Origin of the sequence: Rhizobium sp. BK491 (genome assembly GCF_014194925.1) — a bacterium.
Classification (GTDB): domain Bacteria; phylum Pseudomonadota; class Alphaproteobacteria; order Rhizobiales; family Rhizobiaceae; genus Rhizobium.
In genome coordinates this window covers 89,815-114,389 of the sequence record NZ_JACIAR010000004.1, presented here as the reverse complement: position 1 = coordinate 114,389, position 24,575 = coordinate 89,815, and the positions used below count along the sequence as shown (strand labels likewise).

Here is a 24,575-nt window from a genome sequence, read left to right as displayed (position 1 = left end):
TCATACAAGTATAGGCCGATACGGAGTTCACATCATGGCGATCAGCGATGCTCGGTGGGAGCAAACATTCCCAACGCTTTCAGCTCTTCAAATCGGTGCGGCGCGACGCTTCGCGAGCGGTGAGCCGCATCATTTCGGCCCAGGCGATGTACTCTACGAGATCGGCACTCGCAACGTCCCTGCCTGGCTAGTTCTAGAAGGCTCTGCCGATGCAATTCAGCGTGGCGCGACTGGGAGATCATCCGTGATCGGCACCTACGGTCCCGGCCAGTTCACCGGCGAGACCAATCAATTGTCTGGTCACGCAACCCTCGCATCGGTCGTCGCGGGCGATAAGGGCGTATTGGCTATACCTTTCGATGCGCCGCATCTGCGTGCACTGGTGATCGGGTCGGCGGATGTGGGTGAAGCAATCATGCGCGCCTTTATACTCCGTCGCGTTGCGCTGATCGAAGAAGGGCGGATCGGAGGTGCGGGGTCGGTTCTGGTTGGACGCCGGGATGCTCCCGATATTGTGAGATTATCGGGATTTCTCACCCGGAACGGCTATCCCCACGCCCTTATCGCAGCATGCGAGGTCGAGGGGCGCGAGCTGGTGGAGCGGCTGGGCATCGCACCGGAAGATCTGCCATTGATGATCTGCCCAAACGGAACGCTGCTCAGAAATCCGAGCGACGCGGATGCGGCGTCTTGTCTCGGCATTATGCCGGATCTCGATCCGAAGAATGTCTATGACGTCGCAGTTGTCGGAGCCGGACCGGCTGGGCTGGCCACTGCCGTTTATGGGGCATCTGAGGGATTGTCTGTTCTCGTTGTCGATTCGCGGGCCTTCGGCGGCCAGGCGGGGGCATCCGCCCGGATCGAAAATTATCTTGGCTTTCCGACGGGTATCTCGGGACAGGCTCTTGCAGGTCGGGCCTTTAATCAGGCGGCGAAATTCGGCGCCGAGCTTGCGATCCCGCTGACCGTCGGAAAGCTTTGCTGCCATGGAACCGATTCGGCGGCTCCATTCTCCCTTGAACTTAGCAACGGATATACTGCACGGGCGCGTTCCATCGTGATCGCGTCAGGAGCGCGCTACCGGCGGCCCGATATTGCCAATGTCGAAGAACTGGAGGGGGCCGGCGTCTCCTACTGGGCATCCCCGATTGAGGCTCGCCTTTGCGCCGGAGAGGAAATCACTCTGGTCGGCGGCGGAAACTCAGCCGGCCAGGCCGTTGCTTACCTCGCACCGCAGGTAAGCCGCCTGCACCTCGTGGTCCGGCGGCCGCTCGAGCAAACCATGTCCCAATATCTGATCGACCGGATAGCGGCATTGCCCAATGTCGAACTCCATGTGGGTATCGAGATTACGGACTTGCATGGTGATCGAGAGACAGGTCTGACCGGGGCCACCTTCCGTAACGTTCGAACCGGAGAGACCGAGGAATGTGCCTCGCGCCACCTCTTTCTGTTTATCGGCGCCGATCCCTATACCGGCTGGCTCGATGGCTGTGTCGCGACTGATGGAAAGGGCTTCGTTCTCACAGGAGAGCTCATCAGTGATGGCGAGCGACTGCCGCTGGAGACGAGTTGCCCTGGCATTTTTGCCGTCGGAGACGTACGCGCCGGCTCCACCAAGCGGGTCGCCGCCGCCGTCGGTGAGGGGTGCGGCCGTCATCGCTCAGATCCATTCCTTTCTGGCGCGCAATGTCGGAGGTCAAAATAGCCACTAGCCGACCACGGGTCATCACCGGCTGGCTATTGTCGGCATCTCTACCTTTTTCACGCTTGACTGCATGCCTGGAGTTCCAGGAAAAGTGCGTAGCAGTTTTCCGTCCGGAATTGCGTGAAAACAAGGAGATAGAGCGGTTCAGGGATTCCGCGAAAAGCTGAACCGTTCTAAGTATTTCCCGACACGGCTTGGAACCTTTCTGGTCTCGCCAACCCAAGGGGACGCGCAATTTTCTGCAAGCTCCGCAGATGGGATCTACCAAATGATGGATATGGCTTAGGCGTTGCGCCTGATACGGCCGGCACCGGTGTCGTCGACGGTAATGAAGGGCGCCGAAACCAGTCCGGCGTCCACCAACAGTGGGCTTCGATACCTCTCACGTATGGACATCTCGGTTAGAAGCGGGAGCCCGTCGCACATGCGAAAGCTCCTTTCTAGTGCCTAATCGCGATGTTCGGGCATTGCCTTCAGCTGGTCCTTTGTCCAGGAAGTCACCCCATGGACCTCGCCGCTTTCGTCGCGGATGAAATCGAGATCGGTCACTCGAACGGACACCGGCTTTGCGCCGATACCAAGGAAACCGCCAACATCGATCACGACGCTGCTGCTGATGCCGGCTCCATGCACGTGGTCAACCGTGCCAACCTTGTGATCATCAGTACCATAGATCGATGCGCCTTCCAGGTTAGCCTGCGTGAGTTCCTCTTCGGTCAGTCGTATGTGGTTGCTATGATCCATGAGTTATTCCTCCTTTAGCTTCGGGTGTAGCGTCGATTAGCGATGTGATTGGCCTTGCATTCCCGTATGTCCGTCTACCTGGATTGATTGCCACTGGGGCTTGGCCTTTCCTTTTCCGTTCTTCAAAAGAACGAACGGCCATGCGAAAACTTTGTTCCGGAGGGCGCGGTTCGGAAGTCAGTCCTATGACCGACGTCTGCCAGCGTGTCGGCCAAACTCCCCTGGAAACACTTGGCGTCTGCCATTTAATCGGGGTCTTGCTCACTTTGCGTGGTTAAGAGATCACTAGTAGTGACGCCGCTATGGGCTGGCATGCGACCAAAATCGAAATGGTCGCCCGGTCCGGGCATCAAGATGCAGAGCGTAGTATTCGGCGAGGAAGGCTGTTGGCTGCGTCTGTTTGCGGACCATCCTAGGGCATATGCCCGGATTGCCGATATTGCGCCCGGCGAAGCCGATTGCGCCAAGGCATTTCAGACGCCTGCTCATGCGCCACCAGGTGCCTGCGCCGTTCCTTTTCCCAACGGCGGATGTATCGGGCAGCTCCTAACTCTCGAATGATCATAGCGACCGTGCATGAAGGATATCCAAAACGTTTTGACTTGACTACCAAAACGTTTTGGAGAATCCTTTGTGCCATTCGGGAGGATGATCTTGGCAAATCTCAAGCAACTCGCGCAGTCGCTCGGACTGTCGATCACAACGGTTTCCCGTGCACTCGACGATTACAACGACGTCTCTGCAGCAACCCGGAAGCGTGTGCGAGAGGCTGCAGACATAGTCGGCTATCGCCCCAACGCATCGGCACGTAGACTGAGAAAGCAACGTGCCGAACTGGTTGCCATCACGCTGCCGAGCGACCCCGGCCATATCGGTCCGCCGCATTTCCTCGATATGCTCTCCAACTGTGCTGAGCATCTTGCGGGTGCCGGTCTCAATCTGGTCATCGCGCCTGTACCACGCGGTGAAAGCGAACTCGACATCTGCCGTCGTTTCGTTGATGGCCGCCGCGTTGATGCCATGCTTCTCGTGCGCACCAGGCGGCAGGACGAACGCGTCGAATTTCTCCAGTCGCGCGGCATCCCCTTCGTCACCAATGGACGCACCGAAAGCCTCGTGCCGCATCCCTATATCGACGGCGACGGTTTTGCCGGGTTCCACGCGGCAACGGCCCGTTTTCAGGCCGCCGGCCACCGCCGCATCGGCCATATTGCCGGGCCGCAGGACTATTACTTCGCGCATGTGCGCTGCACGGGCTGGAAGGCCGCGATGGACGAGGCAGGTCTGGATGCCGATCTCTGCGCCGAAGGCGCGCCCACGGAACAGGGCGGTTATCTCGCCGCACTGGAATTGCTCCGGCAGCCTTCGCGTCCCACCGCGCTCGTCTGCTCCACGGACGAAATGGCGATCGGAGCGCTCAGAGCGCTACGCGAGATCGACGGCGGCGAAGCGATCAGCATTGTCGGTCACGACGACCTGCCGACGGGCGCTTTCACCAGCCCTTCCCTCTCGACCATGCGCATGACCGGCGAAAACCTCGGCGCGAGCTTCGCCTCGCTGCTGTTGCGGGCAATCGCCGGCGAGCCTGCGGAGGAACTGCAAGAGCTTCACGCGATCGAATTCATCGATCGCGACAGCCATCGCCGTCCAATGAAGGCAGCATGATCCGACACAGTGCATCACAGATAAAAACAATGAAGGAGGAGAGAATATGAAACGCATCACGTCATTCGGAATTCTGGCTTCCACTGTGCTGGCCTTTGCTTCGCCGGTGCTTGCCCAGACGGTTTTCGTATCCACCCAGCTTCGGCCGATCGAAGAGGCGACCGTCGTGCGGCAGGACCTGCTGAAGGATGCCGGCGAGGTGGATTATGTGGTTGAAGAACCGCCGCAGTTCGCCGTACGCATGGAAGCAGAGGCCAAGGCCGGTAAGCACACCGTCAGCCTGGTCGGCGCGCTGCACGGTGAACTTTCGCCACTTGCCGACAAGGATCAGCTCGAACCGCTTGATAACCTCGCTAAGAAGCTCGCCGGCGGCGGCATGCCGCAATCGCTCCTCGATCTCGGCAAGCTCGGCAAATCCACCCAGCAATACATTCCGTGGATGCAGGCAACCTATGTCATGGCCGCCAAGAAGGAAGCCCTGCAATACCTGCCGAAGGGCGCCGATATCAACGCCATCACCTACGATCAGCTGATCGAGTGGGGCAAGAACATGCAGCAGGCGACGGGCCAGCCGCAGATCGGCTTCCCGGCCGGTCCCAAGGGCCTGATGGCACGTTACTTCCAGGGTTATTTCTACCCGTCCTTCACCGGCGGCGTGGTGCGCACCTTCAAGAACGCCGATGCCGCGGCAGGCTGGGAGAAACTCAAAGCCCTCTGGGCCTATGTAAATCCCAACTCGACCAATTACGACTTCATGCAGGAGCCGCTGGCCGCCGGTGAAGTCATGGTCGCCTGGGACCATGTCGCCCGACTGAAGAATGCCATTTCCGCCTCGCCCGACGACTATGTCGTATTCCCGTCTCCGGCCGGCCCCAAGGGCCGCGGATACATGCCCGTTCTCGCGGGCCTTTCGATCCCGAAGGGTGCCCCGGATGCGGCGGGCGCGATGAAGATCATCGAAACACTGACGACCCAGAAGATCCAGCTGCTCACCGCATCCAAGGTCGGCTTCTTCCCGACGCTGAACGTCCAGCTGCCGCCGGATCTCGACAAGGGCGTCGCACTTCTCGCCGGTGCCGTCACCAAGACCCAGGCGGCCAAGGATGCCGTGATCTCGCTTCTTCCAGTCGGCCTCGGCGACAAGGGCGGCGAGTTCAACAAAGTCTATATGGACAGCTTCCAGCTGATCGTGCTGCAGAACCAGCCCGTCGGCGACGTGCTGGCCAAGCAGGGCGCCGTCATGGCCAAGCTGATGACCGATACCAAGGCTTCCTGCTGGGCACCGGATGCCAAGAGCGACGGCGCCTGCCCGGTTCAATAATCCTCCCTTGAGTGCCTGGGCGCGAATGCCCGGACATTCTTTCTGCAACCCTGCTTTTCGAGGCGGGAGCCCATGACCCAAAACCGACCCTGGATCCCCTATCTGCTGATCCTGCCATCCGTCGTTTTCCTCGGCCTGCTTTTCATCGTGCCGCTGGTGCAGACGATCTGGCTGGCGGTCTCGGATGATGGCGCACCGTCGCTTGCAAACATGCAGCGCATGGCGACGGACATCAATTTCATGCAATCGGTGCGCAACACGTTCCTGCTGACGATCGTGGTCGTACCGGTCCAGATCGCCATCGCGCTCGCCATGGGCACGATGGTCGCCAAGATCGGCCGCGGGCGGGAGACGATTCTGTGGATTTGGACGATCCCGCTCGGCATTTCGGATCTTGCCGCCGGCCTCGTCTGGCTGTCGATCCTTCAGAATACCGGTTATTTCAACTCGCTGCTCTTCAGCCTCGGCGTGATCACCCGCCAGGCGAGTTGGCTCTCCTATCAGACGCCGGTTGCGCTTTTCATCGCCATCGCGGTGGCGGAGATCTGGCGCGGCACGGCGATCGTCATGGTCATCATCGTCGCCGGCCTCAACCAGGTGCCGAAGGAGTTCAAGGAAGCCGCCGAAATCTTCGGGGCCGGTCCCTGGACGCGCTTCTGGAAAATAACGCTGCCGCTGATCCGCCCGGCGCTGCAATCGGCCCTCATCCTGCGCACCGTGCTCGCCTTCGAGGTCTTCGCAGTCGTATATGCGCTGGGCGGCCGTAATTTTCCGGTTCTCGTGGGCGAAGCCTACAACTGGCAGAACCAGAACCAGAATTACAGCGTCGCGGCCGCCTATGCGGTTCTGATCATGGTCATCTCGCTCGCCGCAACCCTCGTCTATCTCAAGGCCTTCAAGGTCGATCCGGAGCGCCTGCCATGAACATGCAAGCCATTAGTTCCGAAGCAGCGGCCGCCAATCCCGCAAGCTTCGTTTCATCGCGCCGCTGGTTGCTCTGGAGCGGTATCACCGCGCTTTGCGCCTGGGTTCTGGTGCCGATCTATCTCGTGGCGCTAGGCGCACTCGGCGGGCGACAGGGCGTCTACATCTGGCCGAAGACCGGCCTACCGACCGGCATCTCGCTCGAACCCTTCATCCTTTTCCTGCAGACGGAAGGGGTCGTCCGCTCCTTCCTCAATTCGCTGGGCGCCGCAGGCATCACGGTAGCCCTCTCCATCCTGCTCGGGGCGCCCGCGGGCTATGCGCTCGCCCGCTACAATTTTCCGGGCAAGGACAGCTACCGGCTGCTGGTCCTGCTGACGCGTGCCTTCCCGCTGGCGATCCTGGCGCTGCCGCTCACCGTCTCCTTCATCCGGCTCGGCCTTTACGATACGATTGTCGGCGTCGGCCTGATCCATACGGTCCTGGCGCTCCCCTTCGCGGCTCTAGTGACCCAAGGCATTTTCCTTGGCGTCCCGAAAGAGCTGGAAGAAGCCGCATGGGTTTTCGGCTGCACCCGCATCCAGGCCTTTTTCAAGGTCGTTGCGCCGCTCGCCTTGCCGGGCATCGTCGCGACGGCGGTCTTTGCGTTCGTCATCTCGTGGAACGAAGTCTTCGCCGCCTCGGTGCTGACGGTGCGCAACCGCACACTGACGGCCTATCTGCTGACGGTGCTTTCCGAAAGCCCGATGCATTATCGCTTCGCCGGCGGCCTGATGCTCATCCTTCCCTCGGTTGTCTTCATCTTCGCGGTCAGGCGCTACCTTTTCGCGATCTGGGGCATTTCCTCCAAATAACGGGACCAATTCCATGGCCAATATTGTCATCGACCGTGTCCGCAAGAGTTTCGGGGCATTTCAGGCCCTGAAAGAGGTCTCGCTGACGATCAACGACGGTGAATTCGTCTCGCTTCTCGGCCCGTCCGGCTGCGGCAAGACCACGCTCCTGCGCATCATCGCCGGTCTCGAAACCTCATCCGGCGGCGATGTCCGCATCGGCGACAAGTCGGTCCTCGGGCTCGCTCCCAAGGATCGCGGGCTCGCGATGGTCTTCCAAAACTACGCGATCTTCCCGCATATGACGGTCTACGAAAACGTTGCCTTCGGGCTGCGCATGCAGAAGGCAGATGAGGCGCGCATCAAGGCGCAGGTCGAAAAGGCCGCCGGCCTGCTGCATATCGAACAGTATCTCGATCGTTATCCGAACAAGCTTTCGGGCGGCCAGCGCCAGCGCGTCGCTGTTGCCCGTGCGCTTGCCGTCGAGCCCAAGGTACTCCTCATGGACGAACCGCTGTCCAACCTCGATGCGCTGCTTCGCCTCGAAATGCGTACCGAACTCAAGACGGTGCTGCAATCGGCCGGCACGACGACAATCTACGTCACGCATGACCAGACGGAGGCGATGGGCCTTTCCGACCGCATCGCCGTCATGCACGGAGGGATCGTCGAGCAGGTCGGCTCGCCGGTCGATGTCTACAATCATCCCGCAACGCGCTTCGTCGGCGGGTTCATCGGCAATCCGCCGATGAACTTCATCAAGGTACCCGTCCTGAACGGCCAGGTCTCCGCCGGTATCGAGCAACTGAATGCACCGCAGGAAGCCGGCAGGGAGATCATCCTCGGCCTGCGCGGCGAGGCGGTCGAGCTTGCGGGCCTGCCCGAGGGCCTCGAAATGAAAGTGCGGGTCGCCGAACCGATGGGCTCGCACCTGCTCCTGACCGGCTCGATCCACGATCAGCCCGTCCGCGTCATTCTGCCTGCCTCCGAAACCGTTGGGAGCGGCGATACGATCGGCCTGAAGCTCGATCGCAAGCGCATCACCTGGCTTTCGCCCGAAAGCGGCAAATCCTTTCCGGCCGTGATGGCCTAGGGGCGTCCCTCCCCGATACCGGAGTACCGACATGAACCTGCATATCGATCAAGCCAAGCGTATTCTCGTCGCCAACGACCGCGGCGGCTATACGGTTCCGACGGACCGGCTCTATCCCTTCCAATGGAACTGGGATTCCGCCTTTGTCGCCATGGGCTTCGTGCTCTACGATACGGACCGCGCCTATCGCGAACTGGAGCGGCTGATCGAGGGCCAGTGGGCGGACGGCATGATCCCGCATATCGTCTTCCACCAGCCGAGTGATACCTATTTTCCAGGCCCGAGCGTCTGGCGCACTCGCCATACGATCCCGACCTCCGGCATCACCCAGCCACCCGTTTTTGCCATCGCGCTCCGCAAGCTGCACGAAGCCACCGGCGACAAGACCCGCACCCTACCGCTCTATGAGGCGGCCCTGAAATGGCATCGCTGGTGGTATGCGGCTCGCGACCCTGAGGGGACCGGCCTCGTTGCCCTGCTTCATCCCTGGGAAAGCGGAAGCGACAATTCTCCCGCATGGGACCTCGCGCTCGCGCGCGTTCCCACCACTACCGACACGCCGGTCGTGCGCAAGGATACCGGCCATGTGAACGCTTTGATGCGCCCCCGCAACGAGGACTATCAGCGCTTCATCCACCTGGTTGATAGCTATGCCGCCTGCGACTGGGAGCCGGCCAGACAGTGGGCGAAGGCCCCCTTCAAGGTCGCCGAGATCCAGACCACCGCGATCCTGCTCAAGGCCGGCGAAGACCTCGAAGCGCTCGCCCACGAATTCGGCCGCATGGAAGACGCGTCCGAAATCGCCGCGCTCAATGAAAAAACTCGTAACGCGATCCTCGCCCAGTGGCGACCCAATCTGTCACGTTTCGTATCCCGCGATCTCGTTTCGGGCTGGGATATCGAGGCTCCGACACAGGCGGGCTTCATCCCGCTTCTGTCGCTCGATCTCGACCAGGCGGTCGTCGGCGCTCTCGTCGATGAAATGAAGGCATGGTCCAAGGGGATGAAAGTCGCCTTCCCGACAGTAAAGCCCGGCGTCGCCAGCTGGGAGCCGAAACGCTACTGGCGCGGCCCGGCCTGGGCGATCATCAACTGGCTGCTGATCGACGGCCTGAAGCGCAACGGCCGGGCCGACGATGCCGAGAAGCTGCGCAAGTCGACCATCTCGGCGATCGAGGCGGAGGGTTTTGCCGAATATTTCGACCCGGTCACCGGAGAGGGCTGCGGCGGCCTTGGCTTCTCCTGGACGGCTGCAGCTTATATGTGGCTCGTCGCATCATAAATTTAGGTGCCGGTCGTGCTACGCATAAATCTTAGATTGTGCAAGCAAATCAAGGCAGTAGAAGCAGAGACACTCGCCGGTAAGCTGAAATCAAGCTACCCCTACCAAGCCCGGCGAGGCGCGCAAGCGGGCTATGTCGCGCGCCGGCGGTTCTCCAAAGTGGCGCCGATATTCGCGAGTGAACTGCGACGGGCTTTCGTAACCCACGCGGAAGGCGGCAGTCGTGGCGTCGATGTCATCGACCAGCATCAGGCTGCGCGCGTCCTGAAGCCTTAGCTGCTTCTGGAATTGCAGCGGCGTCATCGCCGTCACGGCGCGAAAATGCTCGTGCAGGCTCGACGGACTCATGCCGACTTCCGCAGCAAGCTGCTCAATGCTGAACCGTTCCCGGAAGTTCTGCCCGATCCACGCGATGGCGCGGCCGACCTGTGCAACCCGCCCCTGGCTGGAGGTGATCTGGCGCATCCTGGCAGCATCCGGACCGGCGAGCAGGCGATAGAGAATTTCCTGCTCGGTCAACGGCCCGAGTACGGGCAACGCTGCCGGATCGTCGAGCAGAAGCAGCAGGCGCAGCACCGCATCGAGCAGATTGGCGCCGGCGTCGGACACCGTCTTGCCTATGGGCCGAGCGGGCGCTCCCGGTGGCGGCGACACGTGCAACGCCAGCTGTCCCAGCATGACTGGATCGAAATCGAGGAACAGGCAGAGATAGGGCTTGTCAGGTGTCGCCTCGACCACCTGGCCCGTCACGGGCAGATCGTAGGTCACGATCCCATAGCGGCCCGGAGCATATCTGAACACGCGGTCGCCCAGGGTGACCTCCTTTTGCCCTTGTGCGACAAGGCATAGTTGCGGCCGGTATACGTTCGGCATCGGCATCGTCACCGTGGAGGATCGAGCAAGCGTCACACGTTCGAGTGCGGTCGCGTGGAAGCCATCCTTCGAGACGTGCCGGGCAATCACCGCAGCGATTTCAGACAATGTTTCCATGAAGTGGACCATCGCATGCGAGCAGGAAGGCGGCAAGGCGAAACCCGCGCGTTTCTGGAGGATTGGGCAGTAATCCCGGCGCATCGGGCTAACGGTTCAGCGTCGCCACCCATCATAGTGTCTGCAGCGCCTGAGTCACTGCGAACCTGGCTGCAGAACAAGTATGGAGCAAACATGACAATCGATAATCTGAAGACCCCCAAGGTCGCACTGGGCACCTGGGCCTGGGGCGACAGCGGCGAGGCTGGCGACGGCTACTTTGGCAGCCGCCTCACTCAGGTTGGCCTCGAAGAGGTCGCGGAAAAGGCGCATGCGGCCGGCTTTACCCTGTGGGATACCGCCATGGCATACGGCATGGGCCGTTCAGAGACCACGCTCGGGAAGATACTGGAGCGCTACGCTCGCAGCGACTACCAGCTCTCCACGAAGTTCACCCCGCAAGCGGCAGGGACCAGTGATGATCCGGTGGCGGACATGCTGGAACAAAGCCTGGCGCGCCTCGGCACCGACTACATCGACCTCTACTGGATTCACAATCCAGCCGATGTGGCGCGGTGGACCCCGCGCCTGATACCGTTGCTGAAGAGTGGAAAGGTCAAACATGTCGGTGTTTCGAATCACAACCTGAGCGAAATCGAGCTCGCCAACCAGATCCTCGGGGAAGCCGGATTCCAGGTCGATGCCATTCAGAACCACTATAGTCTCCTCTACCGCAGCTCCGAGCAAGCTGGCATTCTGGATTACTGCCGCAACCGAGGTATTCCGTTCTTCGCCTACATGGTGCTTGAGCAGGGCGCCCTGACCGGCAAGTACAGTCCGGAGAACCTGCTGCCTAAAGGAAGCAGACGGGGGGAGGCTTACAATGGCATGCTGCCTCAGCTGAAGGCGCTGACGGACAAGCTCGCATCGATCGGAGAGAAGCACGATGCGGCAGCGCCCGATGTCGCGACGGCATGGGCCATCGCCAAGGGCACGACGCCGATCATCGGCGTCACCAAGCCCCATCATGTCGATGGTCTGGTCCGAGCCGGCAGCATCACCCTTACCGACGCCGACATTGCGGAGCTGGAGGCTCTTGCAGGTGCCACTGACGTGGACACCCGCGGCTGGTGGGAAAAAGAGATGTAGGCTCGTAGTTCCGCGATCCTAAGATCTCGGAGCCGTTCCGAAGGCGCACTTCGCTCGCGCTGAAGAAGCCTTGGTGCGAGCGGCCTACATAGGCCGCTGCAATCGATGGCAGCAAGATCTATTCAGCTGCCACCACATGCCTGCTCTTCAGCACTGCGATCGAAAGGAGAAGCACGATGGCCGAGCAGATAGCGATGACGACCACCATCGGTCTCGCCGTACCGTCCATAAACATACCGCCGATGCCAACCACCAGCGCCGATGTCATGAACTGGACCGTCCCCATCATCGCCGAGGCCGTGCCAGCGATGCGGCCATGGTGTTCAAGCGCCAGTACCGCAGCATTCGGCACGATCATTCCAAGGAAAGCGTAACCCGCAAACAGGAAGGCCGCCATAATGTCGAGGCGGTCGACGCCACCGGCCATCACGACAGCCAGCGCCAACATCGTCAGCGCATAACCAGAAACCGCACCGCGGATCACCTTGCGCAGACCGATCCGGCGGGCAAGCCAGCCGTTCATCTGCGACATGCCGATGAAGCCAACGGCATTCACCGAAAACACCATGCTGTAAAAGCTCGGAGAGAGCCCATAATGGCCGATGAGTACGAAGGAGGAGTTGGCGACATAGATCATGTAGCTCGACATGCCGAAGGAGGCCATCAGCACCAGACCGAGATAGTACGGGTCCTTAAGGAGTGTTCCATAGGCCTTCAATGCCCCGCCGAGGCTGCTTTCACTGCGAGCCGCAACCGGCCGGGTTTCCTCGAGGAAAAAGCGGCCCGCGACGAAGCCGACAACGCCGGCGAAGACCATGACCCAAAAGATCAGTCGCCAGTTTCCGAACATTGTCACGATGCTGCCCGCGAGCGGAGCCAGAATCGGTGAGATACTGAAGACCAGCATAAGCCGCGACATCAGTTGCGCGGCGGCCGCCCCCGTATGCAGGTCGCGCACGATGGCGCGGGCAATCACGACGCCGGCACAGGCGCCTGTGCCCTGAATGAAGCGGAAGGCGACCAGCCAGCCAATATCGGTCGAAAGCGCGCAACCGATCGCGCCGATGATATAGAGCACCAGACCGACATACAGAGGCCGCTTGCGGCCAAACATGTCCGACAGTGGACCATAGACAATCTGCGACACGGCCATGGCGGCAAAGAAGGAGATCAGGCTTGCCTGAACTGCATGGGTGTCGGCGCGAAGATCCAGACTGATCGTCGGCAACGCAGGTAAATACATGTCGAGGGCAAAGAGACCCACGGCTGAAAGAATGCCAAGGACGATGGCATGGTGGGAGCCGCCGGCCCCGAGGGATGAAACGGAATCCTTGCTCTGCACGGAAGAAACCTTTCCCGCACACCATTCCCCGGACGAAACAAAGTCTCATACAAAAAGCATGTGACGGGGATTGAGTGGGCGATTATAGATGGGACAGCGGAAAGACGGCAATGGTTCCAACGCATGGCCCGTCATTTCTGTAAAATATTTTGGACAGTATTGTCCAATTGGTCAAGTGCTATATGGTGGTGTCATGAAAACTTCGCCCGCAGCGGTTTCTTCTGAGACAGAGAGTCCGCCCGCCACCAGCAAACGGCAGGCAATCCTCAACGCGGCCGCAGACGTTTTTGCCGAGGACGGGTTTGCAGCGGCGAGCATCGATGCCATCGCAGCACGAGCCGGCGTGTCCCGTCAGACGGTGTACAATCAACTCGGCGACAAGGATAATCTGTTCAAGGTTGTGGTTGCGGAGATCACCGAGAAGTCGAGCGCCGACTTCTTTCGGGTGTTGGACACATTTCCCGCGGCGCCTATCGATCTCGAAAAGGAACTGACGGAATTTTCAGCGTTGCTCCTGCGCAAGGCTGTCTGCGATCCGAATGGCCGCTGGCTACGCAAGCTCGTCGAGACCGAGGGCGGCAGATTTCCCGAATTGTTCGAGACCTGGAAGGAATACGGACCAGGCAAGAAATACCCAGCCATCGCGGCTCGCCTGGCGCAGCTCGCGCTCGCTGGTCATCTCGACATAGAGGATCCGGCACTTGCCGCGCGCCAGTATATGGCGCTGCTCGCAACAGATCTGCGGATCAACCAACAGATCGGCCGTCAAACTCCAGAGGAAGAAGTCGACCGTATGGCAAGAGAGGCAACGAAGACCTTTTTGCGCGCATTCGCCAAGCGCCAAGCACCGGGTGTTGGCTCCGCTCCTGTGACTAACGCCGAGTAGTTTTCGAAGGCTCTTGAAGGGAATAGACCGGCGACGCTGTTGTTGCAAAAGCCGTCCGCTCGAGTTTCCTCAATATCGGCGCATTGATACCGCCGACGGTTAACATGGTAGCGTCGGCTTTTGGGAAAGAGCCATTGCGGGCTTTTCGGCCGAATGGGGACGCATTGCTGCCCTCGGATACCGATCTAATTTAAGTCATTCCCTTCTTGCCATCATCGCCAGGCCGACTTGTCAGGATGGCGCTTGTAATAAGGTGGACGAGATGGTCCGCCCGTGGCGCGAATGAGGGTTGGTCGGCCGCCCAGCCGAGAGCCGTTATCAGAGCGAACAGGTCGTCCCCATTCATATCGGCGCGCGCTGTTCCCTCGTCCTGAGCACGAAGCAATAGTCGCGCGCCTGCCGAGTGCACCGCTGCGCACGAAGCATAAAGAGCGGAGTCGGGGTTTGTGTGGGCGGCCGCCATCATGGCGACAACGCCCCTAGAGCTTTGGGTGAATTCCACCAATTTTCGAAACCAGGAGAGAAGTGCTTCGTCGGCCGAAGTCGACCGTTCGAGTTCGGCTGCGCTCCGCGTCAGTGCGTCCAGATGAGTACACAGCAGCGCTTCGAACAACGCCTCTCGCGTCGGGAAATGACGGAGCAGCGTGGCCAACCCGACGCCGGCCCGGCGGGCAATGTCACGCATCGACGCGTCCACGCCATGCTCGGCAACAACGTCACGCGCGACGGTGAGAATTTGGCTGCGATTTTTTTCTGCGTCGGCTCGCATGGACTACCTTGCTAAACGGATCAGTGATCCATATATGTGGATCGGCGATCCGTTTTACGAAGCGGATCAATGATCCATTGAGGTAGCGTGCGTCTGCGCAGATGGCAACAGGCGCCCTCCGACGCGACAAAGGAAAAGTCATGGGAAAGCTTGAGGGTAAGACCGCCGTGATCACTGGCGGCGCCACCGGTATCGGCCTTGCCGCCGCAAGGCGCTTTATCGAAGAGGGTGCCTTCGTCTTCATCTATGGCCGTCGGCAGCAAGCACTCGATGCGGCTGTGGCCGAGCTTGGACCCAACGCCCGCGCGGTGAAGGGCTCGGTTTCCAATGAAGCCGATCTCGACCGGCTCTATGCGGCGGTGAAGGCCGAGCGCGGAACCCTCGACATCGTGTTCGCCAATGCTGGAATAGGAAGCCCGCTTCCTCTCGGCCAGATCACCGCCGAGCATATCGACGAAACCTTCGACACCAATGTGAAGGGCACGATCTTCACGGTCCAGAAGGCGCTACCGCTGATGAGCGACGGCGGTTCGATCATCCTGACCGGATCGAGCGCCGGCACCACGGGCGCCCCCGCATTCAGCGCCTACAGCGCGAGCAAGGCAGCGGTGCGCAATCTCGCGCGGACCTGGGCCGAGGACCTGAAGGGCACCGGTATCCGCGTAAACGTGCTGTCGCCCGGCGCGACGGCGACCGAACTTGCGAAGGAAGCGCTTGGGGAGGAGGGCCAGAAGGCCTACGGCGCGATGACACCACTCCAGCGCATGGCCGATCCGGCTGAAATCGGAGCGGTGGCTGCCTTTCTCGCTTCCTCAGACAGCAGCTTCATGACCGCTAGCGAGGTCGCCGCCGACGGCGGCCTGGCGCAAATCTGACCCCGGCGCGGTTCCGTGCCTATCTCACACACAACGAAGGACAAAAGATTATGAATGCACTCGAAGGTAAAATCGCAGTCATCACAGGCGGAAGCAGCGGGATCGGCTTGGCCACAGCCGAGCGTTTCGTGGAGGAAGGTGCGCAGGTCGTGATTATCGGGCGACGCGAGAAAGCCTTACAAGAGGCCGCCGCCTTTATCGGGAAAAACGTGACGACGGTCGTGGGCGACGTCTCGCGCTTGGAAGATCTGGACCGGCTCTACGCCACCGTGAAGGAGAGACATGGTCATATCGATATTCTCTTCGCAAACGCGGGCGCAGGCACGGTCGCACCACTCGCGGCAGCTACTGAGGCTCATTTTGACCAGACCTTCGATGTGAACGTGAAGGGGCTGTTTTTTTCCGTACAAAAGGCCCTTCCTCTCTTCAAGGACGGCGGATCGATTATCCTGAACTCTTCGGTCTCGAACGTGATGGGGCTGCCAGCGTTCAGCGCCTACGCAGCAAGCAAGGCGGCTGTTCGCAGCTTCTCGCGGTCCTGGACCCTGGAGCTGAAGGATCGCAATATCCGCGTCAACACGATGAGCCCTGGCGCGATCGAGACTCCCGCCTTGGCGACAACGACCGGCCTCACCGCAGAGCAAGCCGAGGAGGCAGTCGCCCAGTTTGCGTCGCAGATCCCAATGGGTCGCAGGGGCAAGCCAGAGGAAATCGCAGCCGCCCTCACCTTCCTCGCCTCCGATGAAAGCTCCTACATCACCGGTATAGATCTCGCCGTCGATGGCGGTTGGGCGCAGGTCTGAGCCAACGTCGACACAGGATAGGAAAAGCATTATGAGCTATGCAATCATCGGCTTCGGCAATATCGGCCGAGCGCTGGCCAAGACCTTTGCCCGCAAGGGCATCGAAGTATCTGTTGCAACCACGCGGGACCCGGAGAGCTTTGCAGCTGATGCGGCCGCGATCGGGCCTAAGGTCATTGCAAAAACATTAGCGGAAGCCGTCAAGGCGGACATCATCTTCTTGGCAGTCCGCTTCGAACAGCATCCAGATGTCGCGAAGGCGCTCCCCACCTGGCAGGGGAAGACGATCGTCGATGTGACCAATGCCTACGGCGTGTCCCCTGAGCAACTGGGAGGACAGCCTTCTTCCAAGGTCGTCGGGCAGGCTTTCTCTGGCGCAAGGTTGGTCAAGGGCTTCAACCACCTGGTTGCCGCCGTTCTTGACCAGGATCCGGCGGTCCATGGCGGCAGGAGGGTCGTGTTCCTGGCGAGCGACGACGTCGCTGCGGCAGACGCGATTGGCGCGCTTGCGGAAAGGCTCGGTTTCGCGCCCATCCAGCTCGGCGGACTTTCGGAGGGTGGACTGCTTGTGCACGCGCGCGGAAAGAGCTGGGGGCAACTGATCTTTAAGGACTTAGTCAAGTTCGAGTGATGCGGCCACGAGACGCCGAATTGGCTTAACGAAAATGGCCCGCACAAAGTGTCCGGGCCAATCTTCGCTTCATGAGCCGCGGTAGAATTGCGGCATCCGTCTTCACATCAGACCAATCAGAACTCCGACCACTCTTGCTGGAGATGTTTAAGCGCAGCATTGCCCTGTGTAGCGGGAGCGGCGCGCGCAGCAAGCCGGCCTGTTGTCGGGGCGGAGGCAGGCCGGGCCACGGGCCTCGCCTGCGGCTCCATGCGCTCGGCTTCGCCTGTGCGGAATGCGCTCAGAAGCTCGCCAAGACGCTTGCTCTCTTCGGCCAAACCTGCGCCGGCCGCGTTCATCTCTTCGACCATGGCGGCATTCTGCTGTGTCGCCTGGTCCATATGATTGACGGCACTGTTGATCTCAGAAAGACCCATGGACTGCTCCTGAGCGGCGGTTGCAATCGCATCCATGTGCTGATTGATCTGCAGGACCAGGTCGGCGATAGCTGAGAGACCCTCGCCGGTGTCGTTGACGAGCTTCACGCCTTCGCTGACTGCGACTTCGGAGTTGCCGATCAGGGCCTTGATCTCTTTGGCGGCATTGGCCGAACGCTGGGCCAGCTCCCGGACTTCCTGGGCGACAACGGCAAAGCCTTTACCGGCTTCGCCCGCACGCGCCGCCTCGACGCCGGCGTTAAGCGCAAGCAGGTTGGTCTGGAAGGCGATCTCGTCGATCACGCTGATGATCTGGCTGATCTGCTTGGACGAATGCTCAATTCTTCCCATGGCGCTGACGGCATTGCCGACGACCTGGCTGGAGTTTTCTGCCCGTGATCGGGCACCACGTACCAGGTCACGTGCATCGCCAGCTCGTTTGGAGGTTGACTGAACGTTGGCCGTTACCTCTTCGAGCGCTGCTGCGGTCTCTTCCAGCGAGGCGGCCTGCTGCTCCGTTCGCTTGGAAAGATTGTCGGAAGCCTGCGAGATCTCGTAGCTGCCGCTGTTTACCAGCGACGCGGCCTGGCCGACCTGGGACATGGCAGCGCGCAGCTGGCTGACCGATGAATTGAAGTCGTGACGCAGAGCTTCGAACTGCGCAGCCAGCGGCGTTTCGATCTCACAGCGCAGGTTGCCTGATGCCAAATGACGAAGTCCCGTCGCAAGCGAACCCGTTGCCTGCAGCAGCCTCTCTTCTGCCTCTGCCTCGGCACGGCGCTGGACTTCGACGCGTTCATTCTCCGATGTAATGCGTGCCTCGGCAGCTTCGGCTTCCAGCGCCTTGTTGCGCAAGGCTGCCTGTTGGAAAATCTGTACGGAACGGGCCATGGCGCCGATCTCATCGCGCCGTTCGACGCCACCGATCGAGACCGAGAGGTTGCCTTGGGCGAGTTCGGTCATGGAATGAGTTAGCACCCCGACGGGCTTGGTGACGCGATAGATGATGACGCAGATGCCCGTAATGCTCAGAGCGACGGCAACAAGGAAAGTGAGCCCGTAGGCGATGAAACTGACGAATGCATCGCTCTGCCTGACGGCTGCATTGGCGACCATGCCATCTGCTGCTGCCGCGGCGGTGTTCGTGATCGTCAGAAGGGCGGCATTGCCGACCGGACGCCAGTCGTCGAGAGACATGGCTTTCTTCTCACCGGCTGCGAACTTCGCAAGCAATGCATTGTGTTTTGCTGCAAAGTCACCGCTGAAAAAGGTCGTGCTGCTGATTTTATAGGCGTCTTTGACGACCTGTGGTGTCGACGGATGATTGACCAGAGTGCCGATCTGCCCCCAGGTGAAGTTCGCGGCGTAATCGAATTGTTGGATCTTGCTGACGTCCTCAGGCTTCATCGCCTCTTCAGAGGCGAGTGTGTTGACGTACAACAAGTTTGCAGCACCGGCCGTTGCGCGCGTGTACCATGTCAGCGCACGGATCTGAATAAGGGCCGTCATTGAAGGATCGCTCGCGCGAATCCGGTTTTCAATGGCGGTCGAACCTGTCTCCAACGCGGTCAAGAACTGCTGACCGAGGTCCAGCGTCGTGGCCTGCAATGTCGGGTCACGATCAGCAAGCTTCTTAGAGACTTCGTTGTCGAGCTTTGAGCGGAATGCGACCACGCGGTCATAGGCATTCATGACATCGGCAATCGGAGCTTTGAGCGTCGTGTCGTCGATGTTTGCAAAGACCGATTTTGCATCAGCCATATATTTATCGACGATGCCCCTGTCCGTTTTCAACAAGGTAAGCGTTGCATCTTGCGCGCCAAGCTCAAGTTTGGCGAGCGACGACCCGTCACCTCGCTCGTTGCGAAAATTCGCAAGTGTTTGGAAGAGCGCGCGATCCAGCATGGTGAACTTCGAGACGTCGGCATACTTGCCTGCATCGCGATAGGCATCAAGCGTCGAAGATCCCGTTAGCACGCATAGGGCGATGCTGAGAAAAAGGAAAATCCCAAGAAGTATATTGCGAAGAGAAAAAATCATAATTGCTCACCTACGTTCGGGGTGCCGTAACGCTAACCCGCTTCGCCAAAACACGTACTTCTGGAGCTCTTGAGGTGAAATTTTCTAAAAGAAAAGCAGTCCGTGAGCCATCGAGGCGCCGCCCGATCACAGGCGCATCATGCCCTGCCCAATCAAAGGAATAATTAGCCCAGCTTTGTTGAAACAGGATTAATGCCCCTAAAAATATACGGGCTGTTTCGCACCAACCAATCCGGCGGCGAGAATGAATCGTGAAATGCTCCAAGCCGAAGCGACATTTGCGATGCCTCGGCCCCATGCAGGACCGCGCCCCGACGTCACCTCAAGCCGGTATCGCGAACTGCGTACTGCGGCCACGAGCCTGCCGGACGCAAATCGCGTAGTCTATCGGGAAGAGCTTTGGGCTGAACTTACTTGGCGAATAGACATATGCCTGTCATCCGGATCCGGGGACGAAATCATGGTCTGCGCTTCCTCCGGACCGAGGGACCAGAAATTTCCGCGCCACACACGAGCGCGAACGCGCCGTCTTCGCTTAAGACGTTTCCCCCGATCTACAATCGCAGCCGCGCTGCAAGCCACGAGCCAGAAATCAGAGCCAGTTCAACGACAGGCAGATGGTGCAGGCAATCGTAAGCCACGCAACAATAATCGCTGCAAGCAGAACGAATTCGACCCTCATATTTCCATGAGGGTCCTTAAATTCCAGAACAATGCCCCCTGTATCAGCGGAGCTTACTTTTTTCGCGGACCGGCTCACCCTGGCTGGTATTCTTCCAAGCAAACTAGACCTCTTGAAGTTTCCAAGTACCAAGCAGGCATCGGTTAATGTATTGATCGGTAATTTCTGCAAGACGAGAGCCTGCTAGCAGTGACCATGCGTGTCACTGACAAGCCCGCCCAGATGCGCATTTGAGAGCGCCGCGCTTTCGGTCTTTAAGACGGAAAGAAGAGCATCTTGTGCCTCCTTTATCAGGAACACGGCCTGCGGTGTATCGAGCCCGCTGGCGATCTGACCGGCATACTGCATCATTTTGACAAGCGCCAAGATCTCGCAATGACGCTCATGACTTTCAAAATCAATCACTCTTAAAGCCCCCAACAAAATTTCCTGAGGCGAGATTGGCATATTTCAAGTGATGAGGTGCGTTGCAAAAGCGTTGCACACGCAAAGCCTGCACTAGAGAATCGGCTACGTGCGGCAAAATTGTGGGAAGAGTTCGCGCCACAGCGGAGTTGCATTGAAGGACCAGCCCGCCTTAGGTGCCGATGATGGTATCTCCGCTATTGCGCGCATCAGCTCTATCGCATCCTGGCGCTTCTGGTCACTCCACGCAGTTGCGACGAGAGCCCTAACCTGCCCTGTGTCCATACTGCTGGTTTCGGCAACACGCCTCCAGGTCCGGTCCTTGAAAAATACACGACGGGCTGCTTGGGAGAGCTGTAGAGCGGCTTCTCCACCGATAACGCCTTGGTCAATTGCAGCTTCGATCGTCGCATCAACATTGACCAGCGGGACTGACAAGGCCGGATAACCCAGTTCCGCCGGGCCATGAAGGAGGGCGACATCCGCATCATCCACCCGGCGCCCGGAAGCATAGTCATCGAAGATCCTGCCAACGCCGACCATGCCGTAAGCCTGGCACTCCACTGCGCGGAGCGCTCCCATACTGGCTGCCCCGAACACCGGGACATCTCTGGATAAGGCAAAGAGCAACTCCTTATGCCACACCGGCGCGACAAACTCGAACTGGCCGTCGACAAGGCCGATGGCCGTCGCCCCATCCTCAAGGGCTCTGACGACGTCGCCCTGACGCGCCGGGGGCCGTATAATCATCGTGTCGTCTGCGAAAGCGTCGGCATCGGGCAGGCTCGGGCCTACAAAGATCACTTTCATAAGAGGCTCGCCGAGAATGCGCGACTGCCAAAACGAGTTCGGCGGTTCCCATCCGGATGTTCGAGTTGTGGCGCGAAAACCTTTGCGACCGATGCCGGCAGCCATTCAGGTGCGAGCTCGATTGCATAAAGCTGGTCGATCCCGCGCTCCGACAGAGCCTCGACAAGATGGTCGAGCGCATCCTGCGCAGGCCCGATAGGCATCGATGGCAGTTCATCGAGGTTCGTCGTATATCGCGCCCGGAACGACAGCAGGTGGGCTGGATCAGCGCGGCGTGAGAACAACTCCGGGACAAGATCATCTCTGGCACCGGCGATGAAGGTCATCCGCGACTGCACGGCCTCGGAAATTGCCCGGGCTGCGGCTACATAGGGGGACAAGGATGCGCCTGCCCCCATGGTCAAGTCGACATATCTGAGCGAACCGTCATCGCCTTTCGGCCGTAGCAACGCGACGACGGCGGCAACGGCCAAATCGCTCGTCACATCGAAAAGGGCGACATCGAAATCGGCGGAGAAAATCTTCTCCAACATCTCGCGAATATCGTTATCCTCGATGCTTTGTGGATCTATCCGGCGTGCATACCGATACTCCGGCTCGTCGACGTTCCAAAGGACGCAAGCATCCCGCTCTACCCGCTCCAACAGCCCGTGCAGGACTGCCTCATGCCAGGTATTCCCCGACGCCAATCCGTCCGATGATACCCAAAAGCGTGGGCTGACATGCGTCCTGTCAAGATGAACGGCCTCGAAAGGTACGAATATCGAGGCGTTCTTTGCCAGATCGTAGGCTTGAGACCATCTGATCTGTTCACCGGCTTCTACCGGGTGCGCGCCGGTCGCCAGCAGATCCTCCAGGCAATCCGTGGCTTGGTCGCTTGCGGCAAGATCATCCTGGCTTGCCATCAACGCTGAACAGAAAGGTTGGGTCGCGACCGATCGCTCGATCGCTTCCATCACGGCGGATGTCTTCGCGGAGACGTCGTCCAGACCTTTTCCCTGAGCGATGACGATCGCCCTGGAATTCGGGGCGTAGGCACACCAAACGGGAATGCCTATGCGATCGAGTTCGGTCTGGCGGCCGACACGGGTTATGCCAAGCCGCTCCAGATAGGGCGAAACCCTCGACAAGGTTTCCCGAGGGGGGCATGCTCTAAAATTGTTCGACACGGATGAACAAGCGCCTAGCCCTCATAAAGGCCTGAGGCCGCGGAGCTTGCCGACCTTAACGCCACAGCGAAATCGACATCTTTCTCCACTCTAACCCCTTTGGCCCGCCAGGACGCCGCCTTCGCCAGATCACCCGACAGCCGCCGCGTGTATCGGACGACAGTCCCCTTTTCGAGGTCAACCAGCCAAAGCCCCTCTTGGCCCTTGATTCCAAGCAACACTGCGCCTGCCATAATATCTTCCTTTCAAAACCCGGCCTTCAGCAGGCCTTCCCTGTAATGCTCAGTCTGCCACTTTTCCTTGTTTGGAATCATGGACAGCCATGCCTCAAGATCGAAATTCGGATTATCGCGTAAGGCGCGCAGCCGATATGTCTTGGCCTTGGCAGCATCGCCAAGCATTGCCCAGCTTGCCGCCGCAAGCCTGCTTGCCGGTCCTGGCTCTCTCATCCTGTCAAGATAAGCCAATGCGTCTGTATACTCCCCAAGAAAATAGCTGGCTCCCGCTGCGGTCCAGTAATAATAGTCCGGAGCAAGCGGATTGAGATCGAGAGCCATTGCGACCTTTGCCAATGCCGCTTTCGGATTGGCGCCATGGGTAAGACTGTCGGCATGACTACAAATGACATCCGCGTAGTGGGGGCTAAGATCCTCGGCATTTGACAAGGCTTCCAGGCTACCGTCGATATTTCCGCGATAAAGCCGAGCAACCCCAATTTCCTTGAAACCTCCGGCAAACCGACTGTCATCGCGGATCGCATCCGCCGCCATTTTTTCCGCCTGACTCAACAGATCGCTGTCGCCCCGGGCCGTCAAAACCCATTCCATGGTCAAGGTTCGGGCGATGCCCGCAAGGGCCGCCGCGAAACCGCGCTCGTGCTCAAGAGCTTCCCTGAAGTGCTTGCGCGCGCGGCGGACATTCTGAAGGCCCAGTCGGGAAAGGCATTGCACGCCCTCAAGATAAGCAAAATAGGCCTGAGGCTTGCAGCTGAAATCAGAAACTATGTGGTGGAAGGCGCCCACACGCTCGATGATGGAGTGCTGGATCGCAGTGGCGATCTCGTTGCGATGCTCCGTTATGGCCGCGCTATCCAATTGAACGCGCGTTGCCCAAACAATCTCGTCGCGCGGCATGAAAATCAGCTGCGCAAAAAGACTGTCGCCAGTCCTCTTCGTATCGAGCGCGTAGACCACGTTATGTTGCCTGAGAAGCCCCGCCTTGTCGTTGGAAGACCGAATCTGCTCAGCCGTGTAGGGAGCGACCACGGAGACGCTTCGATCGACGCAAAGGCTGATCGTGAGGTCTTCGATGACCGCATTGGCAACCGAGCCGGCTCGCTCTGCTGCCTCCAGCGTCTCGGGAGGAAGCAGGGCGATACGGGGCACCCTGCCATCGGCGGAGAGCGGAATCGTGTCTTCAGCCGGGTGGCTTGAAGTCGGATCTTTCGTTTCGCCGATCACCTGAATGTAAGAGGTGATTTTCTCGCCAAGCGCTATCCTGACCTCATCATCGGAGTGATCCCTGTCCAACAGAAGCGTGGCTGCACGCTTCAATTCACCGCGATATTGAGGCGACGAGGGTTCATTCAGCGCCTTGAAGAATTCGGTTCGCAGCTCTCCCGCGAGCCGTGCGCGCACGTCGCGTACCCAGACGGCCACAGCTGTAGAGCCGCTGCCGTAAATGGGTAGAAAATTCTTGGCAACCGCATCGCTAAGGGCGCTAAGCTTGGCAACGCCGGACGCATTTTCGATGGTATCCAGATCGCAGCGCAGCGCGTCGAAATTCAAAGCGATGTTCGCAGCGACGCCGCTGATCAGCGGCTTTGGGGAGTTGGACGTCGCAGTCGCCAAACGCAGCAGGGTCGATCTCAAGTTGACGCTGGCCGCTTGAAGATTGCCGGACCAGAGAAATGCTGCCAACTCCTTGCGTGGTATCGATTGCCGGCAATCACAGAGATAGGCAAGCATGAGCAGCGCCTGTTTGGGCACATTCACACGATCGCCCTTCTCATCGTAAAGGGCACAGCTTCCGAGGGTCGTTAAATGAAATGTCATTTTAC

At 59.6% G+C, this 24,575-nt stretch carries 22 protein-coding genes and 1 pseudogene; 12 read left to right on the top strand and 11 right to left on the bottom strand.

Going from position 1 to position 24,575, the window contains the following annotated elements; translation table 11 throughout:
• The first annotated feature begins 34 nt into the window (after positions 1-34).
• Positions 35-1,715, top strand: a pseudogene (locus tag FHX05_RS18875) (FAD-dependent oxidoreductase).
• A 275-nt stretch (positions 1,716-1,990) separates the two neighbouring features.
• Here the strand turns inward: FHX05_RS18875 and FHX05_RS18870 are convergent.
• The gene (locus FHX05_RS18870; protein WP_183873747.1) at positions 1,991-2,134 is read right to left on the bottom strand and encodes a hypothetical protein; all 144 of its coding nucleotides are present in this window, start codon (positions 2,132-2,134) and stop codon (positions 1,991-1,993) included.
• Positions 2,135-2,155: 21 nt separating this feature from the next.
• The gene (locus FHX05_RS18865) at positions 2,156-2,452 is read right to left on the bottom strand and encodes a PRC-barrel domain-containing protein (RefSeq protein ID WP_183873745.1); all 297 of its coding nucleotides are present in this window, start codon (positions 2,450-2,452) and stop codon (positions 2,156-2,158) included.
• A gap of 654 nt (positions 2,453-3,106) precedes the next feature.
• Between FHX05_RS18865 and FHX05_RS18860 the strand changes: the two genes are divergently transcribed.
• The 6 genes from FHX05_RS18860 to FHX05_RS18835 all read left to right on the top strand — a co-directional run bounded on the left by FHX05_RS18860 (position 3,107) and on the right by FHX05_RS18835 (position 9,570).
• A complete protein-coding gene (locus FHX05_RS18860) occupies positions 3,107-4,117 on the top strand; it encodes a substrate-binding domain-containing protein (RefSeq protein ID WP_183873743.1) in 1,011 nt (336 codons plus the stop codon).
• Positions 4,118-4,163: 46 nt separating this feature from the next.
• Positions 4,164-5,438: an extracellular solute-binding protein gene (locus FHX05_RS18855; RefSeq protein ID WP_183873741.1), complete on the top strand. Its 1,275-nt coding sequence runs from the start codon at positions 4,164-4,166 to the stop codon at positions 5,436-5,438.
• 72 nt (positions 5,439-5,510) lie between these two features.
• Positions 5,511-6,362 carry a sugar ABC transporter permease gene (locus tag FHX05_RS18850; protein WP_183873739.1) on the top strand — a complete coding sequence of 284 codons (852 nt, stop codon included), beginning with the start codon at positions 5,511-5,513 and terminating at the stop codon, positions 6,360-6,362.
• On the top strand, positions 6,359-7,216 hold the full coding sequence (locus FHX05_RS18845) for a carbohydrate ABC transporter permease (RefSeq protein ID WP_183711280.1): 858 nt from the start codon (positions 6,359-6,361) through the stop codon (positions 7,214-7,216). The genes FHX05_RS18850 and FHX05_RS18845 overlap by 4 nt, the downstream gene beginning before the upstream one ends.
• 13 nt (positions 7,217-7,229) lie before the next feature.
• The gene (locus FHX05_RS18840; protein ID WP_183873737.1) at positions 7,230-8,288 is read left to right on the top strand and encodes an ABC transporter ATP-binding protein; all 1,059 of its coding nucleotides are present in this window, start codon (positions 7,230-7,232) and stop codon (positions 8,286-8,288) included.
• A gap of 31 nt (positions 8,289-8,319) precedes the next feature.
• Positions 8,320-9,570: a neutral trehalase gene (locus FHX05_RS18835; RefSeq protein ID WP_183873735.1), complete on the top strand. Its 1,251-nt coding sequence runs from the start codon at positions 8,320-8,322 to the stop codon at positions 9,568-9,570.
• 90 nt (positions 9,571-9,660) lie between these two features.
• Here the strand turns inward: FHX05_RS18835 and FHX05_RS18830 are convergent, their stop codons facing one another.
• Positions 9,661-10,560: an AraC family transcriptional regulator gene (locus FHX05_RS18830; RefSeq protein WP_183873733.1), complete on the bottom strand. Its 900-nt coding sequence runs from the start codon at positions 10,558-10,560 to the stop codon at positions 9,661-9,663.
• Between the two features lie 174 nt (positions 10,561-10,734).
• On the opposite strand from FHX05_RS18830, the gene FHX05_RS18825 reads away from it, so the two are divergent.
• Complete coding sequence (locus FHX05_RS18825; RefSeq protein WP_183873731.1) at positions 10,735-11,688, top strand: aldo/keto reductase; 954 nt, start codon at positions 10,735-10,737, stop codon at positions 11,686-11,688.
• 118 nt (positions 11,689-11,806) lie between these two features.
• Here the strand turns inward: FHX05_RS18825 and FHX05_RS18820 are convergent, their stop codons facing one another.
• Entirely contained in the window at positions 11,807-13,030 is a 1,224-nt protein-coding gene (locus tag FHX05_RS18820) for a multidrug effflux MFS transporter (protein ID WP_112398844.1), read from the bottom strand.
• 193 nt (positions 13,031-13,223) lie between these two features.
• On the opposite strand from FHX05_RS18820, the gene FHX05_RS18815 reads away from it, so the two are divergent.
• Complete coding sequence (locus FHX05_RS18815) at positions 13,224-13,916, top strand: TetR/AcrR family transcriptional regulator C-terminal domain-containing protein (protein WP_183874452.1); 693 nt, start codon at positions 13,224-13,226, stop codon at positions 13,914-13,916.
• A 190-nt stretch (positions 13,917-14,106) separates the two neighbouring features.
• Here FHX05_RS18815 and FHX05_RS18810 read toward each other — a convergent pair whose 3' ends face one another.
• A complete protein-coding gene (locus FHX05_RS18810; RefSeq protein ID WP_183873729.1) occupies positions 14,107-14,685 on the bottom strand; it encodes a TetR/AcrR family transcriptional regulator in 579 nt (192 codons plus the stop codon).
• Positions 14,686-14,825: 140 nt separating this feature from the next.
• On the opposite strand from FHX05_RS18810, the gene FHX05_RS18805 reads away from it, so the two are divergent.
• Genes FHX05_RS18805 through FHX05_RS18795 form a run of 3 tightly spaced genes read left to right on the top strand, consistent with a single transcriptional unit; the run spans position 14,826 to position 16,994 of the window.
• A complete protein-coding gene (locus FHX05_RS18805; protein ID WP_183873727.1) occupies positions 14,826-15,560 on the top strand; it encodes an SDR family oxidoreductase in 735 nt (244 codons plus the stop codon).
• A gap of 50 nt (positions 15,561-15,610) precedes the next feature.
• On the top strand, positions 15,611-16,363 hold the full coding sequence (locus FHX05_RS18800) for a glucose 1-dehydrogenase (protein ID WP_183873725.1): 753 nt from the start codon (positions 15,611-15,613) through the stop codon (positions 16,361-16,363).
• A gap of 31 nt (positions 16,364-16,394) precedes the next feature.
• On the top strand, positions 16,395-16,994 hold the full coding sequence (locus tag FHX05_RS18795; protein WP_183873723.1) for an NAD(P)-binding domain-containing protein: 600 nt from the start codon (positions 16,395-16,397) through the stop codon (positions 16,992-16,994).
• Positions 16,995-17,110: 116 nt separating this feature from the next.
• Here FHX05_RS18795 and FHX05_RS18790 read toward each other — a convergent pair whose 3' ends face one another.
• The 6 genes from FHX05_RS18790 to FHX05_RS18765 all read right to left on the bottom strand — a co-directional run bounded on the left by FHX05_RS18790 (position 17,111) and on the right by FHX05_RS18765 (position 24,570).
• Complete coding sequence (locus tag FHX05_RS18790; protein WP_183873721.1) at positions 17,111-19,450, bottom strand: HAMP domain-containing methyl-accepting chemotaxis protein; 2,340 nt, start codon at positions 19,448-19,450, stop codon at positions 17,111-17,113.
• Positions 19,451-20,315: 865 nt separating this feature from the next.
• Positions 20,316-20,537, bottom strand: coding sequence for a hypothetical protein (locus tag FHX05_RS18785; RefSeq protein WP_183873719.1), 222 nt, complete (start codon positions 20,535-20,537; stop codon positions 20,316-20,318).
• A gap of 105 nt (positions 20,538-20,642) precedes the next feature.
• Positions 20,643-21,347, bottom strand: a complete 705-nt coding sequence (locus FHX05_RS18780) for a TfuA-like protein (RefSeq protein WP_183873717.1) — start codon at positions 21,345-21,347, stop codon at positions 20,643-20,645.
• On the bottom strand, positions 21,344-22,516 hold the full coding sequence (locus FHX05_RS18775; RefSeq protein WP_183873715.1) for a YcaO-like family protein: 1,173 nt from the start codon (positions 22,514-22,516) through the stop codon (positions 21,344-21,346). Before FHX05_RS18775 ends, FHX05_RS18780 begins: the two co-directional genes overlap by 4 nt.
• Positions 22,517-22,530: 14 nt before the next feature.
• A complete protein-coding gene (locus tag FHX05_RS18770; protein WP_112336020.1) occupies positions 22,531-22,749 on the bottom strand; it encodes a hypothetical protein in 219 nt (72 codons plus the stop codon).
• Positions 22,750-22,761: 12 nt separating this feature from the next.
• Positions 22,762-24,570, bottom strand: coding sequence for a hypothetical protein (locus FHX05_RS18765; RefSeq protein ID WP_183873713.1), 1,809 nt, complete (start codon positions 24,568-24,570; stop codon positions 22,762-22,764).
• Positions 24,571-24,575: the final 5 nt, after the last annotated feature.

Excerpts from the sequence above, each read along its gene's own strand:
- FHX05_RS18870 (WP_183873747.1), bottom strand. The coding sequence starts at position 2,134 with ATGTGCGACGGGCTCCCGCTTCTAACCGAGATGTCCATACGTGAGAGG.
- FHX05_RS18865 (WP_183873745.1), bottom strand. The coding sequence starts at position 2,452 with ATGGATCATAGCAACCACATACGACTGACCGAAGAGGAACTCACGCAG.
- FHX05_RS18855 (WP_183873741.1), top strand. The coding sequence starts at position 4,164 with ATGAAACGCATCACGTCATTCGGAATTCTGGCTTCCACTGTGCTGGCC.
- FHX05_RS18850 (WP_183873739.1), top strand. The coding sequence starts at position 5,511 with ATGACCCAAAACCGACCCTGGATCCCCTATCTGCTGATCCTGCCATCC.
- FHX05_RS18845 (WP_183711280.1), top strand. The coding sequence starts at position 6,359 with ATGAACATGCAAGCCATTAGTTCCGAAGCAGCGGCCGCCAATCCCGCA.
- FHX05_RS18840 (WP_183873737.1), top strand. The coding sequence starts at position 7,230 with ATGGCCAATATTGTCATCGACCGTGTCCGCAAGAGTTTCGGGGCATTT.
- FHX05_RS18835 (WP_183873735.1), top strand. The coding sequence starts at position 8,320 with ATGAACCTGCATATCGATCAAGCCAAGCGTATTCTCGTCGCCAACGAC.
- FHX05_RS18830 (WP_183873733.1), bottom strand. The coding sequence starts at position 10,560 with ATGGAAACATTGTCTGAAATCGCTGCGGTGATTGCCCGGCACGTCTCG.
- FHX05_RS18825 (WP_183873731.1), top strand. The coding sequence starts at position 10,735 with ATGACAATCGATAATCTGAAGACCCCCAAGGTCGCACTGGGCACCTGG.
- FHX05_RS18815 (WP_183874452.1), top strand. The coding sequence starts at position 13,224 with ATGAAAACTTCGCCCGCAGCGGTTTCTTCTGAGACAGAGAGTCCGCCC.
- FHX05_RS18810 (WP_183873729.1), bottom strand. The coding sequence starts at position 14,685 with ATGCGAGCCGACGCAGAAAAAAATCGCAGCCAAATTCTCACCGTCGCG.
- FHX05_RS18805 (WP_183873727.1), top strand. The coding sequence starts at position 14,826 with ATGGGAAAGCTTGAGGGTAAGACCGCCGTGATCACTGGCGGCGCCACC.
- FHX05_RS18800 (WP_183873725.1), top strand. The coding sequence starts at position 15,611 with ATGAATGCACTCGAAGGTAAAATCGCAGTCATCACAGGCGGAAGCAGC.
- FHX05_RS18795 (WP_183873723.1), top strand. The coding sequence starts at position 16,395 with ATGAGCTATGCAATCATCGGCTTCGGCAATATCGGCCGAGCGCTGGCC.
- FHX05_RS18790 (WP_183873721.1), bottom strand. The coding sequence starts at position 19,450 with ATGATTTTTTCTCTTCGCAATATACTTCTTGGGATTTTCCTTTTTCTC.
- FHX05_RS18780 (WP_183873717.1), bottom strand. The coding sequence starts at position 21,347 with ATGAAAGTGATCTTTGTAGGCCCGAGCCTGCCCGATGCCGACGCTTTC.
- FHX05_RS18770 (WP_112336020.1), bottom strand. The coding sequence starts at position 22,749 with ATGGCAGGCGCAGTGTTGCTTGGAATCAAGGGCCAAGAGGGGCTTTGG.
- FHX05_RS18765 (WP_183873713.1), bottom strand. The coding sequence starts at position 24,570 with ATGACATTTCATTTAACGACCCTCGGAAGCTGTGCCCTTTACGATGAG.